15 protein-coding genes are annotated in these 16,567 nt (G+C 42.3%); all 15 read left to right on the top strand.

Annotated elements, in window-relative coordinates:
* Positions 1–251, top strand: a 251-nt coding sequence (locus tag RHS_RS15930; RefSeq protein WP_047833747.1) for a hypothetical protein, incomplete at its 5' end; no start/stop codon positions are given.
* A gap of 17 nt (positions 252–268) precedes the next feature.
* Complete coding sequence (locus RHS_RS15925; RefSeq protein ID WP_044293067.1) at positions 269–958, top strand: ABC transporter ATP-binding protein; 690 nt, start codon at positions 269–271, stop codon at positions 956–958.
* Positions 955–3,129, top strand: coding sequence for a Cna B-type domain-containing protein (locus RHS_RS15920; RefSeq protein WP_047833746.1), 2,175 nt, complete (start codon positions 955–957; stop codon positions 3,127–3,129). Before RHS_RS15925 ends, RHS_RS15920 begins: the two co-directional genes overlap by 4 nt.
* An 11-nt stretch (positions 3,130–3,140) precedes the next feature.
* Positions 3,141–4,400, top strand: coding sequence for an ABC transporter permease (locus RHS_RS15915; RefSeq protein ID WP_027293601.1), 1,260 nt, complete (start codon positions 3,141–3,143; stop codon positions 4,398–4,400).
* 275 nt (positions 4,401–4,675) lie between these two features.
* A complete protein-coding gene (gene rpsB, locus RHS_RS15910) occupies positions 4,676–5,419 on the top strand; it encodes a 30S ribosomal protein S2 (protein WP_027293602.1) in 744 nt (247 codons plus the stop codon).
* 171 nt (positions 5,420–5,590) lie between these two features.
* Positions 5,591–6,523 carry a translation elongation factor Ts gene (gene tsf / locus RHS_RS15905; protein WP_027293603.1) on the top strand — a complete coding sequence of 311 codons (933 nt, stop codon included), beginning with the start codon at positions 5,591–5,593 and terminating at the stop codon, positions 6,521–6,523.
* Positions 6,524–7,112: 589 nt separating this feature from the next.
* On the top strand, positions 7,113–8,465 hold the full coding sequence (locus RHS_RS15900) for a sensor histidine kinase (protein WP_047833745.1): 1,353 nt from the start codon (positions 7,113–7,115) through the stop codon (positions 8,463–8,465).
* Complete coding sequence (locus RHS_RS15895) at positions 8,446–9,237, top strand: response regulator (RefSeq protein ID WP_047833744.1); 792 nt, start codon at positions 8,446–8,448, stop codon at positions 9,235–9,237. The genes RHS_RS15900 and RHS_RS15895 overlap by 20 nt, the downstream gene beginning before the upstream one ends.
* 254 nt (positions 9,238–9,491) lie before the next feature.
* Positions 9,492–11,756 (top strand): InlB B-repeat-containing protein, encoded by a 2,265-nt coding sequence (locus tag RHS_RS15890; protein ID WP_047833743.1) that lies wholly within the window; start codon positions 9,492–9,494, stop codon positions 11,754–11,756.
* A 35-nt stretch (positions 11,757–11,791) separates the two neighbouring features.
* A complete protein-coding gene (locus RHS_RS15885; RefSeq protein ID WP_047833742.1) occupies positions 11,792–12,289 on the top strand; it encodes a hypothetical protein in 498 nt (165 codons plus the stop codon).
* Complete coding sequence (locus tag RHS_RS15880) at positions 12,264–13,271, top strand: hypothetical protein (protein WP_047833741.1); 1,008 nt, start codon at positions 12,264–12,266, stop codon at positions 13,269–13,271. Before RHS_RS15885 ends, RHS_RS15880 begins: the two co-directional genes overlap by 26 nt.
* Before the next feature lie 27 nt (positions 13,272–13,298).
* On the top strand, positions 13,299–14,093 hold the full coding sequence (locus RHS_RS31150) for a hypothetical protein (protein WP_395014116.1): 795 nt from the start codon (positions 13,299–13,301) through the stop codon (positions 14,091–14,093).
* A 282-nt stretch (positions 14,094–14,375) separates the two neighbouring features.
* The gene (locus tag RHS_RS15870) at positions 14,376–14,897 is read left to right on the top strand and encodes a hypothetical protein (RefSeq protein ID WP_047833740.1); all 522 of its coding nucleotides are present in this window, start codon (positions 14,376–14,378) and stop codon (positions 14,895–14,897) included.
* Positions 14,898–14,918: 21 nt separating this feature from the next.
* Complete coding sequence (locus RHS_RS15865; protein ID WP_047833739.1) at positions 14,919–15,254, top strand: hypothetical protein; 336 nt, start codon at positions 14,919–14,921, stop codon at positions 15,252–15,254.
* The gene (locus tag RHS_RS15860; RefSeq protein ID WP_395022620.1) at positions 15,199–16,551 is read left to right on the top strand and encodes a hypothetical protein; all 1,353 of its coding nucleotides are present in this window, start codon (positions 15,199–15,201) and stop codon (positions 16,549–16,551) included. The genes RHS_RS15865 and RHS_RS15860 overlap by 56 nt, the downstream gene beginning before the upstream one ends.
* The last annotated feature ends 16 nt before the right edge of the window (positions 16,552–16,567 follow it).

Genomic DNA, 16,567 nt, shown 5'->3' with positions numbered 1-16,567 from the left:
AGGGCGGTGAAGGTGTAATGCCGGGAGGAAGCATGGATGGCGGAATGGATGCAGGAAATGGCGTATCCGGCAGCATGGATGTTCAGGAGATTAATGGCAGCGACGAAGGCGGCGAAGCAGAGATTGCGCCAGGTGATGATGATGGAGCTGATGATGCAATGGATGAAAATGACGTTGAAGGAAGTGTAGTATCGCCGGGACCTGTAACGATTGAAGGTGATGGTTCTGCGCCGGCTTCAGCAGGCAATTAAGAAATGGAGGCAACAAAGTGATTCTTGAGTTAGATCATATCTATAAAGATTATATTCAGGGCAAAATGGTTGTCCCGGTATTAAAGGATGTTTGCCTTCATGTAGAAAAAGGTGAATATGTTGCAATTATGGGTCCTTCCGGTTCCGGAAAATCAACGCTTATGAATATTGTGGGCTGTCTTGACAAGCCGACAAAAGGAACATTTTTGCTGGATGGACAGGATGTACTGGGACTAAAAGAGGAATCTGTATCGGATGTGCGTTTAAAGAGCGTAGGATTTGTATTTCAGACCTTTCAGCTGCTTCCAAGGCAGAGTGCTCTTGAAAATGTAGCATTACCGTTGATTTACGCAGGCGTGCATAAGAAAGAACGTTTGAAGAGAGCGGCACAGGCACTGGAAAGAGTTGGGCTGGAAGATCGTATAGAGTTCAAACCCACGCAGCTCTCCGGCGGACAGAAGCAGAGGGTGGCAATCGCCAGAGCTTTGGTAAATAATCCGAAGATAATCCTGGCAGATGAGCCTACAGGCGCTTTGGACTCCAGATCCAGCAAACAGGTAATGGAGTTATTTGAAAAGCTAAATGAGGAAGGGGTAACAGTTGTTATGATTACCCATGACCCGGGGATTGCACAGTGTGCAAAAAGGACGGTATATATATTTGACGGAGAACTCTCTGAAAGCAATCCAAAGGAGGTTACCAAGTGAAAAAAATTACCATAGCAGGTATCTGTATTGCTTCTGTCCTTGTAGTTGGTGCCGCCGGGTTTGGTGTGTTTAAAGTAGTAAAATCAGGTGGTGATCCGGTAGAGGTCATTCCGGTTTCTCAGTTTCAGGGAATGGGTATGATGGGAGACGGAAGCACGCTATATGCCAATATAGTATCTGATATTAGTCAGGAAGTACATCTGGCTTCCGATCAGATTGTAAATGAGGTATATGTAAAAGAAGGCGATAAAGTCAAGGTAGGGGATAAGCTTTTGTCTTATGATACAACCCTTATGGAACTGAATCTGGAGATGTATGAACTGGATGGAAAGACACTGGATTTAAAAATACAGGGATCGAAAAATGACCTGGAAAAATTGAAAAAGGTGACACCTCTTCCGAATTCAGCTAAGGCAAATCACAATATACCAAATCAGGGTCCCAGTGATGATTCCGATGACGATGACGATGACGGACCGGGAGATGAAGCAAGGGCAATCCTGACAGAAAATTTTGTTACAGCATCTATGAGTCAGATGCAGGGCAGCACAAATGATACAGACAGTACCGGGAACACTGGCGATACCAGTACGCCGGATACCAAATCAAGTGAAAGCGGAGACAGTACGGATGCTCCGGAAACAAAACCAACAGACAGCCAGGAGCCGGCAACAGAGACAAATCAGCAACCGGAGACACCATCGACAGATGCTCCGGCTGAGTTAAACAGCATTATTGTGAATATCGGCTGGGATCATGGTACCAATGCATTGGCTGATTACCCTTCCGGGGTAAAAGTTACTTTGATGAATGGTGATAAACAAGCAGATGTAAAAACATTAACGGCTGATAATAAATGGAGTGCAACGTTTACAAACTTAGATCCATCCGGAACTTATTCGGTTAAAGGAGAAGAGGTAGCTGAGTATTCGTTGATTATGAAAGAAAAGCCGGCTGGAACATTTACCTTGAATTATCATTACAATGAACCGGCAGATTCACCCGCAGCAACAATTAAACCTTATGATATTCTGGATTACAAATCAGAGCCATATAAGGGAGAAGGAACAAAGAAAAATCCCTATGTATTCTTCTGTAAGGACGGTACGGTAGTCAAAGGTTCCTTTATTAATAAAATGCTGGGATTTGATGAAAAGGGTGAAAAATCCATCCGAAGCGGATATCACGCGAAATTAGAAATACGTGAGGCAGATTCTCTGACAGGAGGATTTATTAAATCCATTGGCTTTGACGGAACGATCAAGGTCACCCATGGTTATGCGCCGGGAACTTCCTGGGTATTTACCAGTGATGGAATCAAAAAGCAGGAAACCGATATCAATGATCCTCCTAAAGACGATGATAAAAACGGCAATTGGGGAGATCCGGGAGATGTTGACTGGAGTGATCCGGGAGATTTTGATGAAGGCTATACCGAAGACGAATTAAAACAGGCAATTAAGGAAAAAGAAGCAGAGATCCGGAAACTGGAACTGGATAAAAGAGAATCCAGTCTGAAGATTGAAAAGTCCAGAAGAGAAGTAAATGAGGCAACCATATCATCTACAATCAACGGCGTTGTAAAAAGCGTTGGTGATCCAAATGTTGGAGAAGTTGACGGAAAAGCTTTCGTTGTAATCACCAGTGATGAAGGACTGTATGTAAAAGGGGCAATCAGTGAACTGAACCTGGATACAATTAAAAAAGGCGATATTGTCCAGGGAATGGGTAATGAAAGCGGGATTAGTTTTGCAGCTACGATTACAGAAATATCTCCTTATCCTGAGGATTCCAACAGCTATGGTTTTGGCGAAGGAAACTCTAATTCCTCATACTATCCATTTACGGCTTATATTGAATCAGCAGATGGTTTGAGCAATAATGAATCCGCCCAGATCACAATCAGCGGCGGTTCGGGAAATGCAAATACCATTTATTTATATAAGGCTTATGTAAGAACAGAAAACGGGCAGAGCTACGTTTACAAGGTAGACGAGAATAACCGTTTGAAGCAGCAGTTTGTAAAGACAGGTAAAACATTATTTTCACAGTACATTGAAATTAAAGAAGGTTTAACCAACGAAGATAAGATCTCATTCCCATATGGTAAAAATGTTAAGAACGGTGCAAAAGTAAAAGATGCTGATGACACCAGTGAAATGATGTACTAGGAGGTGGAACAGTGTTAGAGAATATACGATTGTCCTTTCAGGGCATCTGGTCACATAAGATGAGGTCATTTTTAACCATGCTGGGTATCATCATTGGTATCGCATCTATTATATCCATTGTTTCCACAATCCAGGGAACCAATGAGCAGATTAAAAAGAACCTGATTGGCGGGGGTAATAATACCGTTACGGTAAGCTTAAGCCAGGGTGACTGGGATGATTATTCCCTTTCCGATTACGACGCCCTTCCTAAGGGTGTGCCAGTAATTTCGGAAGAGACGAAAAAAGAAATAAGTGATATAAGCGGCGTTGAAAAAGTATCATTATATACAAGAAGAGCGTATGCAGATGGAATCTACCATCAGAATACCAGTTTGGACGGAGGCGGAGTCTACGGAGTTGATTTGGATTACTTCGCCACCTGCGGTTACATAATGAAAACGGGACGCCCATTCTTAGAAGAAGATTACAAAAATTTTCGTAAAGTAGCAATCCTGGATGAGTCGGCGGCTACAAGCCTGTTTCAGGATGAAGATCCGCTTGGAAAAACCATAGAAATAAAAGGTGAGCCATTCACCGTAGTTGGTGTGGTGGTTAAGAGTGATCAATTTGAACCTGTTATTAATTCTATGGAGGACTATAGCAACTATAAAGGAAATGAAGCAAGTGGTATTGTTTACCTTACGACTTCATCATGGTGTATTCCATATCAGTATGACGAGCCTCAGAATATAGTAATGAAGGCAGAAAATACGGATGACATGAGCAGTATTGGTAAGAAGTGTGCCGACATTGTAAATGCGTCCGTTACCAATACAGATAATATTAAATACAAAGCTTCCGATGTTTTGCAGATTGCAAAGGAAAAAGAAGAGCTGAGTGCCGCAACAAATAACCAGCTCCTGTGGATTGCAAGTATTTCACTTCTGGTTGGTGGTATCGGTGTAATGAATATTATGCTGGTATCTGTTACGGAACGTACCAGTGAAATTGGATTAAAGAAAGCAATCGGTGCCAAGAAAAAGAGTATTTTAGGACAGTTCTTAACGGAAGCAGCGGTGTTGACCAGTCTTGGAGGAATTATAGGTGTTATTGCAGGAATTATACTTGCCCAGGCGATTTCCAAGATATCGCAGATTCCAGTGGCAATCAGTGTTCCGGCAATAATTGGCTCAGTTATTTTCTCGATGCTGATCGGAATCATCTTTGGTCTGCTGCCATCTGTAAAAGCGGCGAAGCTGAATCCCATCGATGCGCTGCGTCATGAATAAGTTTTATTAAAGCAGATCTCTTTAAAGCAGTATGTGTAAAATAAAAAGCACTGCTGCTTTGGAGGGATTTTTTTCGTTATATGCAAAATCCCAGAACATATTACAAAATATTTCGAATTATTCGAAAAAGTCCTTGCTTTTCGCTGCCATAATATGCTATACTACATAGGCAAAAAATAACACACGTGCATGGATTCCGAAGACGGTGCCGAATGTCCGGTTTTGGAGGAAGAGTGAAATGCACGGAGGATTTTAACCAAAAAGGAGAAAAAAACATGAGCGTAATTTCAATGAAACAGTTACTCGAAGCAGGTGTTCACTTTGGACATCAGACAAGAAGATGGAACCCTAAAATGGCTCCGTACATTTACACAGAAAGAAACGGTATCTACATCATCGACTTACAGAAATCTGTAGGTATGGTAGACACAGCTTACAAGGCAGTTTCTGACATCGCAGCAGAAGGCGGCACAATCTTGTTCGTAGGAACAAAGAAACAGGCTCAGGACGCTGTTAAAAGCGAAGCTGAACGTTGTAACATGTACTTTGTAAATGAAAGATGGTTAGGCGGTATGCTTACAAACTTCAAAACCATCCAGAGCAGAATTAACCGTTTAAAAGAAATTGAAACAATGCAGGAAGATGGAACATTTGATGTTCTTCCGAAAAAAGAAGTTATCGCATTAAAGAAAGAATTAGATAAATTACAGAAGAATCTGGGCGGCATCAAAGATATGAAGAAGATCCCGGATGCAATCTTCGTAGTAGATCCTAAGAAAGAAAGAATCTGTGTGCAGGAAGCTCATACACTGGGAATTCCGTTAATCGGTATTGCAGATACAAACTGTGATCCTGAAGAACTTGATTTCGTTATCCCGGGTAATGACGATGCAATCAGAGCTGTAAAATTAATCGTTTCTAAAATGGCAGATGCTGTTATTGAAGCAAACCAGGGTGCAGAAGCAGATGTTGCTGAAGAATTCATGGATGCAGAAGCTGAAACAGAAGTAGAAGCATAAGCGATAATCATAGAAAACGGAGAATGCGCACTAATTTAGTGCGCACTTTCTTAAGTAAAGTAGAATTTTAAAATAGAAACTAATGTAATTATGCAGTTATTTTCAATTGAATTGAATATTAACGCAAATGATAGTTACAATAATAAATACAAATTCAGGAGGAAGAATAAAATGGCTATTACCGCAGGAATGGTAAAAGAATTAAGAGAAACGACAGGCGCTGGTATGATGGATTGTAAAAAAGCGCTTACAGCAACTGAAGGCGATATGGACAAAGCTGTTGAGTTCTTAAGAGAAAAAGGACTTGCTACTGCTCAGAAAAAAGCAGGAAGAATCGCAGCAGAAGGTCTTTGTAAAGTTCTTGTATCTGATGATGATAAGAAAGCAGTTGTAGTTGAAGTTAATGCTGAGACAGACTTCGTAGCAAAGAATGAAAAATTCCAGGCATACGTTGCAGAAGTAGCAGCACAGGCTATGGTTACAGATGCAGCAGATATCGAAGCATTCATGGAAGAACCTTGGAAAGCTGATACTACAAAGACTGTTAAAGAAGAATTAGCAGGACAGATCGCAGTAATCGGCGAAAACATGAACATCAGAAGATTTAAACAGGTTACAGAAGAAAACGGATTCGTGGCATCTTACACACATATGGGTGGAAAGATCGGCGTTTTAGTAGATGTTGAAACAGATGTTGTTAACGATGATATTAAAGAAATGGCTAAAAACGTAGCTATGCAGGCTGCAGCTTTAAAACCTGTATATACATGCAGAGATGAAGTAGACCAGGAATACATCGAAAAAGAAAAAGAAATTTTAACTGTTCAGGCTAAAAATGAAAAACCGGATGCGAATGACAAGATCATCAGCGGAATGGTAATGGGACGTATCAACAAAGAATTAAAAGAAATCTGCTTATTAGATCAGATCTATGTAAAAGCAGAAGACGGAAAACAGAACGTAAAAGCATATGTTGATTCTGTTGCAAAAGCTAACAATGCTAAAATTACAATCAAGAGCTTTGTTCGTTTCGAAACTGGCGAAGGTATCGAAAAGAAACAGGAAGATTTTGCTGCTGAAGTTGCAAAGCAGATGGGTAACTAAATCATTTTTTAGAGTGATATAAGACTATAAAAATAGCGTATTTTCACATTTTTTCCTGATTTTGCAAGTGATATAAACGATTGCAGGATATCACAAAATATCATAGTATTTTGGGTAAAAATCAGGTGGGCGATTGGGTAGAGAGATTTACCCAACCTCTTAATGCAAAGATTACTTGTTGTTTAAAATAGTAGGGAAAACGTGAATGAAGGAAAGGGTATGTTGTGAAAGCAATGTACCCTTTATTTTCATGTAATAAGAAAGTTTGACTTGCGTTGAATTCATCGTCATCAAGGTCGTGACGCGGATGTAATAGATATTATATCTCTTCATAATGGTCCACCCCCCTAACTCCTCATGACTGAGCCCAGGGGAGTTGAAGTGCCGGAGACACTATTTATTTTTACAGAACTTTCTGAATCAGAATACCATCCGGTCATTCTGATTAAAGATCATACATATCAATTTTTGCAAAGATCATACATATCAATTTCTTTACATTTTTTTTAACAGATGCTAAAATAACTTCATTGATTTATTGAGAAAATTAATATCATATTAGGAGAGTTTATAGTAAAGGAGTATTTCTATGAACATACAAGTAGTTGTGAATACCGCGCTGCAGACTTTTGGAGGGCTGATTTCTTTAATCATAATACTATGTCTGGTTGTTTATCGTGAAAAGCAAAGCCGACTGGACAAATTGTATATAGAGATGCTGCTGTGTAACATTTTCCTGCAGATTGCAAATATATCTTCCTGGCTGTTTGACGGATGGCAGGGGATAGGGGGAGAATTGCTGGTCCGTTCTTCCAATCTGTTTATGTTCTTGTTTTCTTTCCTGCTGATTGGTACGTTTATCAATTATTTTACGGCATATATCGGTGAACGGGGCGGAGCAGCAACCAGAGAAGCCCAGACATGCTGGTTAATTATTGGCGTAGGAATTGTTTTATTGCTCATATCCCAGTTTGTGCCGCTGTATTACTTCATCGATGGGATTAATGTTTATCATCGGGGAAATTTCTACTGGCTTTCCAATGCCATAGGCATGGCGGCTATGCTTCCCGGCATTTGGATGGTGATAAAGTTTAGGCATATTCTGAACATTAAGGAAAAAATCGCTTTTTCTGCATATTATGTTTTGCCTCTGGCAGCTGCTGGCAGCCATATTTTTATTTACGGTGCAGTATCTCTGCACGTGGTTAACACTCTGGTTGCAGTCAGTATTTATATCTTGATTCAGGCAGAGCAGGCCAATCAGCTTAGTGAAAAGGAATTGGAGATCGAAAGAATTCACACCGCTATTATGGAGAAAGAACTGGAATTGCAAAAGAGCCGCATTTCCATTATGCTTTCCCAGATACAGCCACATTTTTTGTATAATTCATTGACCGGAATCAAAGATTTGTGTGATACGGAACCGGAGATGGCATCTAAAGCACTGGAACATTTTGCTTATTTTTTACGGGGGAATCTGGACTCGCTGGCAGACACCAGACTAATTCCTTTCAGAAAAGAAATCGAGCATGTGAAAGATTATTTATATTTGGAAAAAATACGTTTTGAAGAAAAACTAAATGTAGAATGGGCATTGGAATATATGGATTTCCGACTGCCGCCCCTGACTTTGCAGCCGATTGTTGAGAATGCCGTGCGTTATGGCATTACCAAAAAGAAAGGAGGAGGCACCTTGGTGATACAAAGCCGCAAAATTGGAAATGATGTGGTTATTGATATTACGGATGACGGTGTGGGATTTGATGTGTATGAAACAAAGACAGACGGACGAACCCATGTCGGCATCGATAATGTACGGGATCGCCTGGCCATGCAGTGTGAAGGCTTACTCTTGATTGAAAGTGAGCGTGGAGCCGGTACCAAAGCGAAAATTATTTTACCACAGAAGGAGACAGAGGCATATGAAAATAATTGCCGTTGATGATGAACGCCGGGCATTAAATAGCTTTATCAAGGTGCTGCGGGAGACAGAGCCGGACGCAGATGTTACGCCGTTTACAGAAGCGGATGCGGCCTTTGCGTTTCTTGCAGACAACAAAGTAGATATTGCCTTTTTGGATATTGAATTGGATGGTTACAGTGGATTGGCGCTGGCTGAAAAATGTAAAGCCCTCTGCCCGCAGGTTAACATTATTTTTGTAACCGGCTATTCCAAATACACGATGGAGGCTCTTAGACTTCATGCCAGCGGTTATTTGATGAAACCTGTCCGGGCAGAAGAACTGCGGGTAGAACTGAATAATCTGCGGCATCCCGTCTCAAATAAAACAGCGCCCCTGATACGGGTACAGACATTTGGCAGTTTTGAAGTTTTTGCCGGGGAAAAACCGCTGAAATTCCGCTATACAAAAACAAAAGAACTTTTTGCATATCTGGTGGATCGCAAAGGTGCCAGTGCAAATACAGGAGAACTGTGTGCGATATTGTGGGAAGATAAAGAAGATACCCCTGCTATGCGCAGCCAGTTCCGCAATCTGATTTCAGATCTTATGAAGACGCTGGGGAATATCAATGCCGGTGATATCGTTATAAAGACCAGAAATAGTTTTGCTGTGGATACTGAGAAAATTGATTGTGATTTTTACCATTTGCTCAACCATAAAGAAGCAGCATTTAAGCTGTATATGGGACAATATATGACCCAGTATTCATGGGCAGAAACAACCGTTGGATATCTGGAGAACCGGATATAAAAGATAATGTAAATCTTTGTAAAATTGCATATTAGTTTATTTAAAGTAAAACCCCCGAATGGATCATAATTCGGGGGTTTTGCTTGCGGTTTGCTTGCGGAAGCAGTTATATAATAGATTTAGCAAAGGCATTTTAAAATCGCGCAATTGGAGGATATAAAAAATGAGATGCAATCAGATTGGAAAAAGATATATATCTGATATATCTGCTATTCGAATGGTGATTTTGCAAATAAAAAAAAGGAGATGGTGAAATGATTAAAAAAAATAGAAAAAGGAGCATTGCATTTCTGACGGCAGTTATTATGATGGTGGCTATTTTCCCGTTAACAGCATTCGCTGCGGGATTATCTTCTTATTCAATCAGTGCCGGAAGTGTAAAGAACTGTAATTTTCCTTCTCACTGGGCGGGGGATGTGTTTACCTTTACCCCCAGTGTAACAGGATATTATCGTTTTTTCTCCTACAGCAATACGGAAGGTGATCCATATTTTTATCTGACGAATTCCAGCGGTTACAATGCAGTGTACAATGCTCTTGCGAGTACCGGGTATAGGAATGATACCGCCAGGGAGAACAGCCTCGCATATAATGATGATGGTGGCGGTGGAAGGGATTTTACTCTGTCATATTTATGTTATGCAGGACAGACTTACTATTGCTTTGCAACAAAATACAGTTCCGCTCAAACTACATACAATTTTCTTATTGATGGCCCTAGTTATAATACGGTAACATTAAATAAAAATGGAGGATCAGGAGGATCGAACTACTATTACAACAATGTTGCATACTGGCTGTATACAAATTCCTCATCTTCCACCAATTATATTACCCCGCCCACCAGGTCCGGTTACACTTTTACCGGATTTTATAATCAAACATCTGGCGGAACCCGGATGATTGACAGCAACGGCTACATCCGAAGCGGCAATTACAATGGAACCTTGTATGCCCAGTGGCAGCAAAATGTGTATACACTTACCTTTAACAATCAGGGAGTTGCAAATACCACGGCTACGGTAACCAGCGGAGCTTCTCTTCCGGGTTCAGTTACCCCGTCTAAAAGAGACGGTTATGACTTTACTGGATATTACACTGCGTCCTCAGGGGGAAACCAGTATTATACCAGCACAGGTGCACGAAACACAGCCACGGCCATGTCAGGAAATCTTACCTTGTATGCCCGCTGGATACCAAAACAGTTCAACATTACTTATGAGGGAATGAGTGGAGCGGCTTATGGTTCCAGTAAGCCTGGCACGCATACTTATGGGCAGGCAACCACTGTTTCAGATCCAACTAAAACTGAGCACACCTTTATGGGCTGGTCCGTTAACGGACAAAATACGCTGAACCGAAATCTGGTGTTGGGTGCAACTTCCTACACAAATAATATTACACTGACAGCAAACTGGAAAAAACAAACGGATGTATCAATTGAGGATACAGTGGATTTGCAGGCCAATACCCAGGAAAATAAAGCAGATCTAAACAAAGTCTTTGAAAATCCTGTTACCGATGCTGCTGCGGGAGTGACTTCAGATGAAATGTCAAACAATGCATCTGTGAAACTGACCCTCAAGGTAACAAATACCGTTGGCAGTCCTGCGGGAGAGACACAAATCAAAGAGGCAGCCCAGGGAGAGATCGTGAAGTTTTTCGATGCAAAAGTGGAAAAAACCATTACATCTCTGAGTGGGACACCGACAACAACGACCCTGAAAGAAATACCGGTGCGGATTGCAGTTTCCATTCCGCTTACCGGAGAGTTGGCAGATAAGGCCAGTTATTCGGTTTTCCGTTATCACACTTTCATGGATAAAAACAATCCGGTTGAGGAGATTCATCAAATCAGCAGTGATCCAAGAGACAGTGAGTACTATACCATAGAAAATGGAAATCTGATTGTTTATACCCGGATGTTTTCCACATTTGCCATCGCTGCAGGAGAAAAGGTTATGACTCTGTCTCCTTCCTACAACGGTAATATGGCTGATGCCACTTCTGACATTGATGTCCAGGGACGTATTTCACAAAAAGGTCTGGAGGCAGTCTACAAAATGGATATTTCATGGGGAAGTATGGTGTTTGATTTTACCATAGCAAAAGAGTGGGATCCTTATAACCATATGTATACCGGAGCTTCCTACAAATGGTCGGATGAGAGTTTTCTGAATGGAAACAACAAAATCACAACCACAAATCACTCTAACGCAGATGTTTTTGCAAACTTTACCATAGTGAAGGAGACAGGGCAGCTAGAGGGAGTGGATGTAAAGTTTAAAGCTGTTAATGCTGACACCAGTGATGCAGTAAACCCGTATTATATTCCCAAAGTTGCGGCAGAAAATGCAACGCCATCCAGTGTTGATACATATCTTTGGTTGTCAGGTACGCCACAAAATCTTCCGGGAGGAACACCGGCAACCGGGCAGGAAACAACGATTACTAAAGTGGGTGTAATCACTATGACAGTTACACCGGATGAAAGCGGCGGTTTGACTCCCAAGAGCTAAAGGGATTTACTATAATATGAGGGAGAGGTGAAAAAATGCAAAAAAACACCGGTTACGTTGGTGGGTTTGCTGCGTTTAACAACGGGACGATTGAAAATTCTTACAGTTATATAAAACTCAATGCAAAAAAGCAGATGAGTGCAGGTTTTGCAGGGGAAAATGCAGGTATAATTCGAAAAAGCCTGGCTATGTGTAAAATCAATAAAACCATGACAGGTGGTTTTTCAGGCAACAACAATGCTGAGGATTCCTGCTATTTTTTTCACAGTGAAAAAGAGGGCAGCAAAAAGCTGCAAAAGTTATGTGATCCTCACCACGGTCAGCGGCTGAAAACCGTACAAAGTGAAAAAGAAGCACAGGAGCTTGGATTTGATACCGAAGTTGTATGGGAGTATACAGGAGCGGAACCGCTCCTTCGCTTCCAGGCAGAGCATTGGTTCTATGAGGTAGCCCAGTCAACAACGACGGCTGAAGATATTGTAAAAATATCCACACCGGAAGAACTTTTTGATTTGGACAAAAAAAATCAATGAGGGAGATAGAGCGCTGGCTTCGGCCTATATCCAACTGGTCAACGATATTGATCTGGGTGGCAGGGAATGGACACCCATAGGCAGAGAACGAACTTTACCATTCCATGGGGTGTTTGACGGTGCCGGATATACCGTCAAAAACTTTGTAATAAAAAGCAAAGAGACAGAAAATAAAGGATTTTTTGGATTTCTAAATGGAGAGGTGTATAACCTCACAGTGGACTGCCATATCAAGGGTGGGAATGTGGCAGGCGGTATCGCCGCAATATGTGAGGCTGATGCTGTTATCGGCTGTTGTGCCGCAATCATAGAGCTCAGCGGCAAAAAGGGAAGCTACGGTGGTCTCGCAGGAAGAAACAGCGGCAGAATTTTCCACAGCTATGCAGCGGGAAAGATTACCTTTCTTGTGATTCCATGGATTTTCGGATTGCCAGTTTTACTGCTTCTGCTTTTCCTATTATTCTTCATTAAGAATCCAATTATTTTACCAAGTTTTGCTCCGGTACCATATGATCCAGACCAGGATCCCATACCGGGAGAAACCATTGAGCCTAATGCAGATGGAAATTTTGCGTCTTTCCAGTTTGAAGAACATATAGATGTAGACCTTGCTACGGGGCTATGTAAATTTGGATTCAAGAATCCGGGTAACTCCAATCACAATATTGTGATCCAACTGCAGTTTACCGATGAGCAGGCGATTCGTATTATGGGCAGTACCGGCAGGTCTGAGGAAGACCAAAAGAAATTAGATGATAATCCTGACTATGACCCGGCAGTTAACCGCATGATTATTGCGGAATCGGGTGCCATCCAGATCGGGTATCAGCTTGAAAACCTCAGGCTTGTAGAACAACCAAACGGCGCAGCTATCCCGCCAGGAGAATATAACGCGATAGTGTATCTGATGTTTTATGACATCGAAACCAACGAACGGGCAATGCTGGAATCGCAGCTTCCAGTTGTCATATCCGTCCACTAAAATTAAATTTATTTAGGAGGAATCATTATGTTAAAAAAATTAGCAAAAATTGCAATTATTACATGTTTAACAGCTTCAATGAGCATTACTGCATTTGCAGCTACAGGAGGCGAGGCCACCGCTCCGGCAGGTTCTGGTGAGGCAGGGGCAAGTACAGGTGCAGGCACAATTTCTAAAACATCAGGTGCTGCTGACTTTACGACGGATGACGGTTTTGACGGTGAAGCAGCTGACAATACCGACATTAATGTATGGGCTAAAGTAACGGATAAAGGAACCATTGTTTACAAAGTTGATTTGGCTTGGGGAGCTATGAAGTTTGAGTACACCAGCGGAAACGGAGTTTGGAATCCAGACACTCATACATATAACGGCGGAGCAGGTCAGGCTGAGTGGACTGAGACAGGATATCTTGATGGTACGAACAATAAACTGGATATAACCAATCACTCTAATGGAGGTATTGATGCAGGACTTGCTTTTTCACTTGCAGGAACACCATTTAATGCTAGCTCTACAAGTGATAATGCAGTTGTAGGTAATTTCTTTGCTACAAATGCAAATGCAGTTACCGCTTCCCAAAAATTGACTGGCACCTATAGTGCAGGAGCAGTGTCTGCAGTAACAAACAGCATTGATAAGGTTCAGCTTCCAACTGCTGACAACAGTGGATCCAGTGCAGCAGGTACAGAGACAAAGGCCGAAGCATATTTTGCATTCAGCGGAACACCGGATGAGGGCAAAGGTGCAGAACTTGATAATTTCAAAAAGGTTGGCGTGATCACGGTTACCATCGCTCCCACACCAGCACAGGTTCCGTAAACAAACGATATAGTATGGATAAAAGAACGTTTGCCTTTAATATGATCATATTTTAAACGTGCTTTAGCACTGCTTTCCCTCTTGCGTATTGGACGGCGTGAGAACGAAAGCGGCATACGCTGCCTGTGACAGGGAAGGCGTGACAAAGTATAGGGATATTAGCTGCAATAAGGGCATGGCTCCGGCAAGAGTCGGGGCCCGTTTTTATAAGAGCATTGTCGGTGGCAGCAGTGCTTTTATAAAAGCGAATAGAGCAAAGCAGCATAAGAGAGGGGGGACGGGATGAAAATGCGTGAACAGGCTTTACGACCAAAAACAAGACATATTCAAAACAAAATAATTAAAATCAGCCTTATTGTGCTGGTTCTTTTATGCATAGGAGTGGTTGTTTATAACCGAAACTACAAGCCCGTTTTTGTTCCGCCGGATTTTGATCCGGCGGCTCAGGCAGGGGTGCCGGCACCTCCGGAAAACATGAGTTACGGAGGAATCGAAGCTCCACAGGCATTCAAATTTTATATAGCGGGAACCCTGTTTCAGCAGGAAGACGGAACGGTGCTGCAGTATCTGACCAATCCGGAAGACAGCGGGGTCAATCTGCTGTGTGAAATTGTAGATAAAAATGGTGAGGTGCTTTATAAAAGCGGACTGATTCAGCCGGGCTATTATCTGGAACGGCTGGATCCTATAAAGAAAATAAAAAATGAAGCGATTGAAGTGGATGTAAAAGTATATGCTTATGAACCAGAAACTTATTATAGTAAGGGAGTGATTTCTCTGGGTAATACACTGCAGCCATGGTAAACAGCAAGAAAGGGGAATCCTATGAAAGTCTACTTCAGGCGGCTGTCGTTGGCTTTGATTTTAGCAGGGTGTTTTTTTACCTCTGTTACTGTATTGGCAGCAGGTGACAATCGTGTGCACATTTATCTAAGACCTATGGGCGGTGGAGCCGGTACATCAGAAATCTATGTACCATATGGAGAGAACATGCCCCAAATAGAAATCCCGGTCAGACGAGGATATTCGTTCCAGGGATATTATGAAAAGGCGAATGGTCAGGGGAAAAGATATTATGATGAGTCGGGTAAGGCTCTAAATTCCTGTGATTTTTTTAGAGACGTCTGCTGTCTATGCAGCGTGGCAGGTCAGAACCTATAAGATAATATATGAAAATATGGAACAGGCATCCTCTGGAACAGACAATCCTGTAACGCATACTTATGGAAAGACCACTGCAGTATCAGATCCTGCCAGAGAAGGTTACGAGTTCTTTGGATGGAGAATCAACAACAGTCTGACTGCATCAAAAGGTCTGGTTATAGGTGCTGTATCATACGATACAGCTCTCGTTTTGTCAGCTACGTGGAACCGGTCGAAACAGGTTACGGTTGTGGATAATGCCACAGAAACGGTTGTAATGGACAGCAATGATTTGCGAAGGGTCTATGAGCAGCAGGTGGAGGATGCCAGAAACGGTGTTACGGCAGACGATATGGATAGTGATGAAATAATTCTGACCATGTCAGCCCGTGATGCCGGAGAATTGGATGAGGGGGCTTCTGATATTATTCAACTGGCTCAGGGAGAAGTGATTAAGTTTTATGATTTCAGTGTGACGAAATCGGTAAAAAAACAGTCGGACAGTAAGGCAATCGTAACCGGGCTGAATCAGATACCAAATACCGTGCAAGTACAGATTACGCTTTCTCCGGAGATTGGCCAAAGGAGCGGATACAGAGTATACCGCTATCACAACGGTGCAGCCGAGTTGATTCCAGACGGGCCGGTGGCTGATCCTACCGACCAGACCGAATACTTTGAGTATGCAAAAGACAGTCAAAGCGGGGAAACCATTCTTACCATACATACGAGACGTCTGTCTACTTATGCCGTTGTGGGGAACAGTAAGATATTACCGGATCAGACCACACAGCTGACATCGGGAGGAACCGCCGAGTTGGATGTACAGACCAGAGTACTGGAAGGCGGTGACGGTGCCGTTTATAAAGTTGATATTACCTGGGGCGGCATGGAATTTGAATACTCGATCGGGAAGATGTGGGATCCGGATGAACACCGCTATTCCAGCATTGTGTATGACTGGCTGCCCCACGGATTTGATGGCAGTAATAACAGAGTTACGGTCTACAATCATTCCAATGCGGATGTTATGGTTGATATAGTGACGCTGCCCTATGAGTTACCTGGGGTTGATATACTGCTCAACCGGGAAAATGCAGTTCAAAGTACACCGGCCACGGCGCTGCTGCTATCCAGAGTACCGGCGGAGTCGGAACCGGCACCTGCCGTGAGCGGTTATCTGAGACTGGTAGGCACACCCAGCAATCTGGAATTTGAAACTTCAGGAAGTCCCAATGAAAACGGATATATTAAAATAGCAAATGTTGCAGTGACCATTACCTATAAGGGAGGTCCCCGCACACCAAAGAACTGAACAGAGATGTCTTTGA

The sequence above is a fragment of the Robinsoniella sp. RHS genome, from assembly GCF_001029355.1.
Classification (GTDB): domain Bacteria; phylum Bacillota; class Clostridia; order Lachnospirales; family Lachnospiraceae; genus Robinsoniella; species Robinsoniella peoriensis.
Note: the sequence above shows the minus strand (reverse complement) of the source record. Positions and strands in the feature narration are given on the sequence as shown.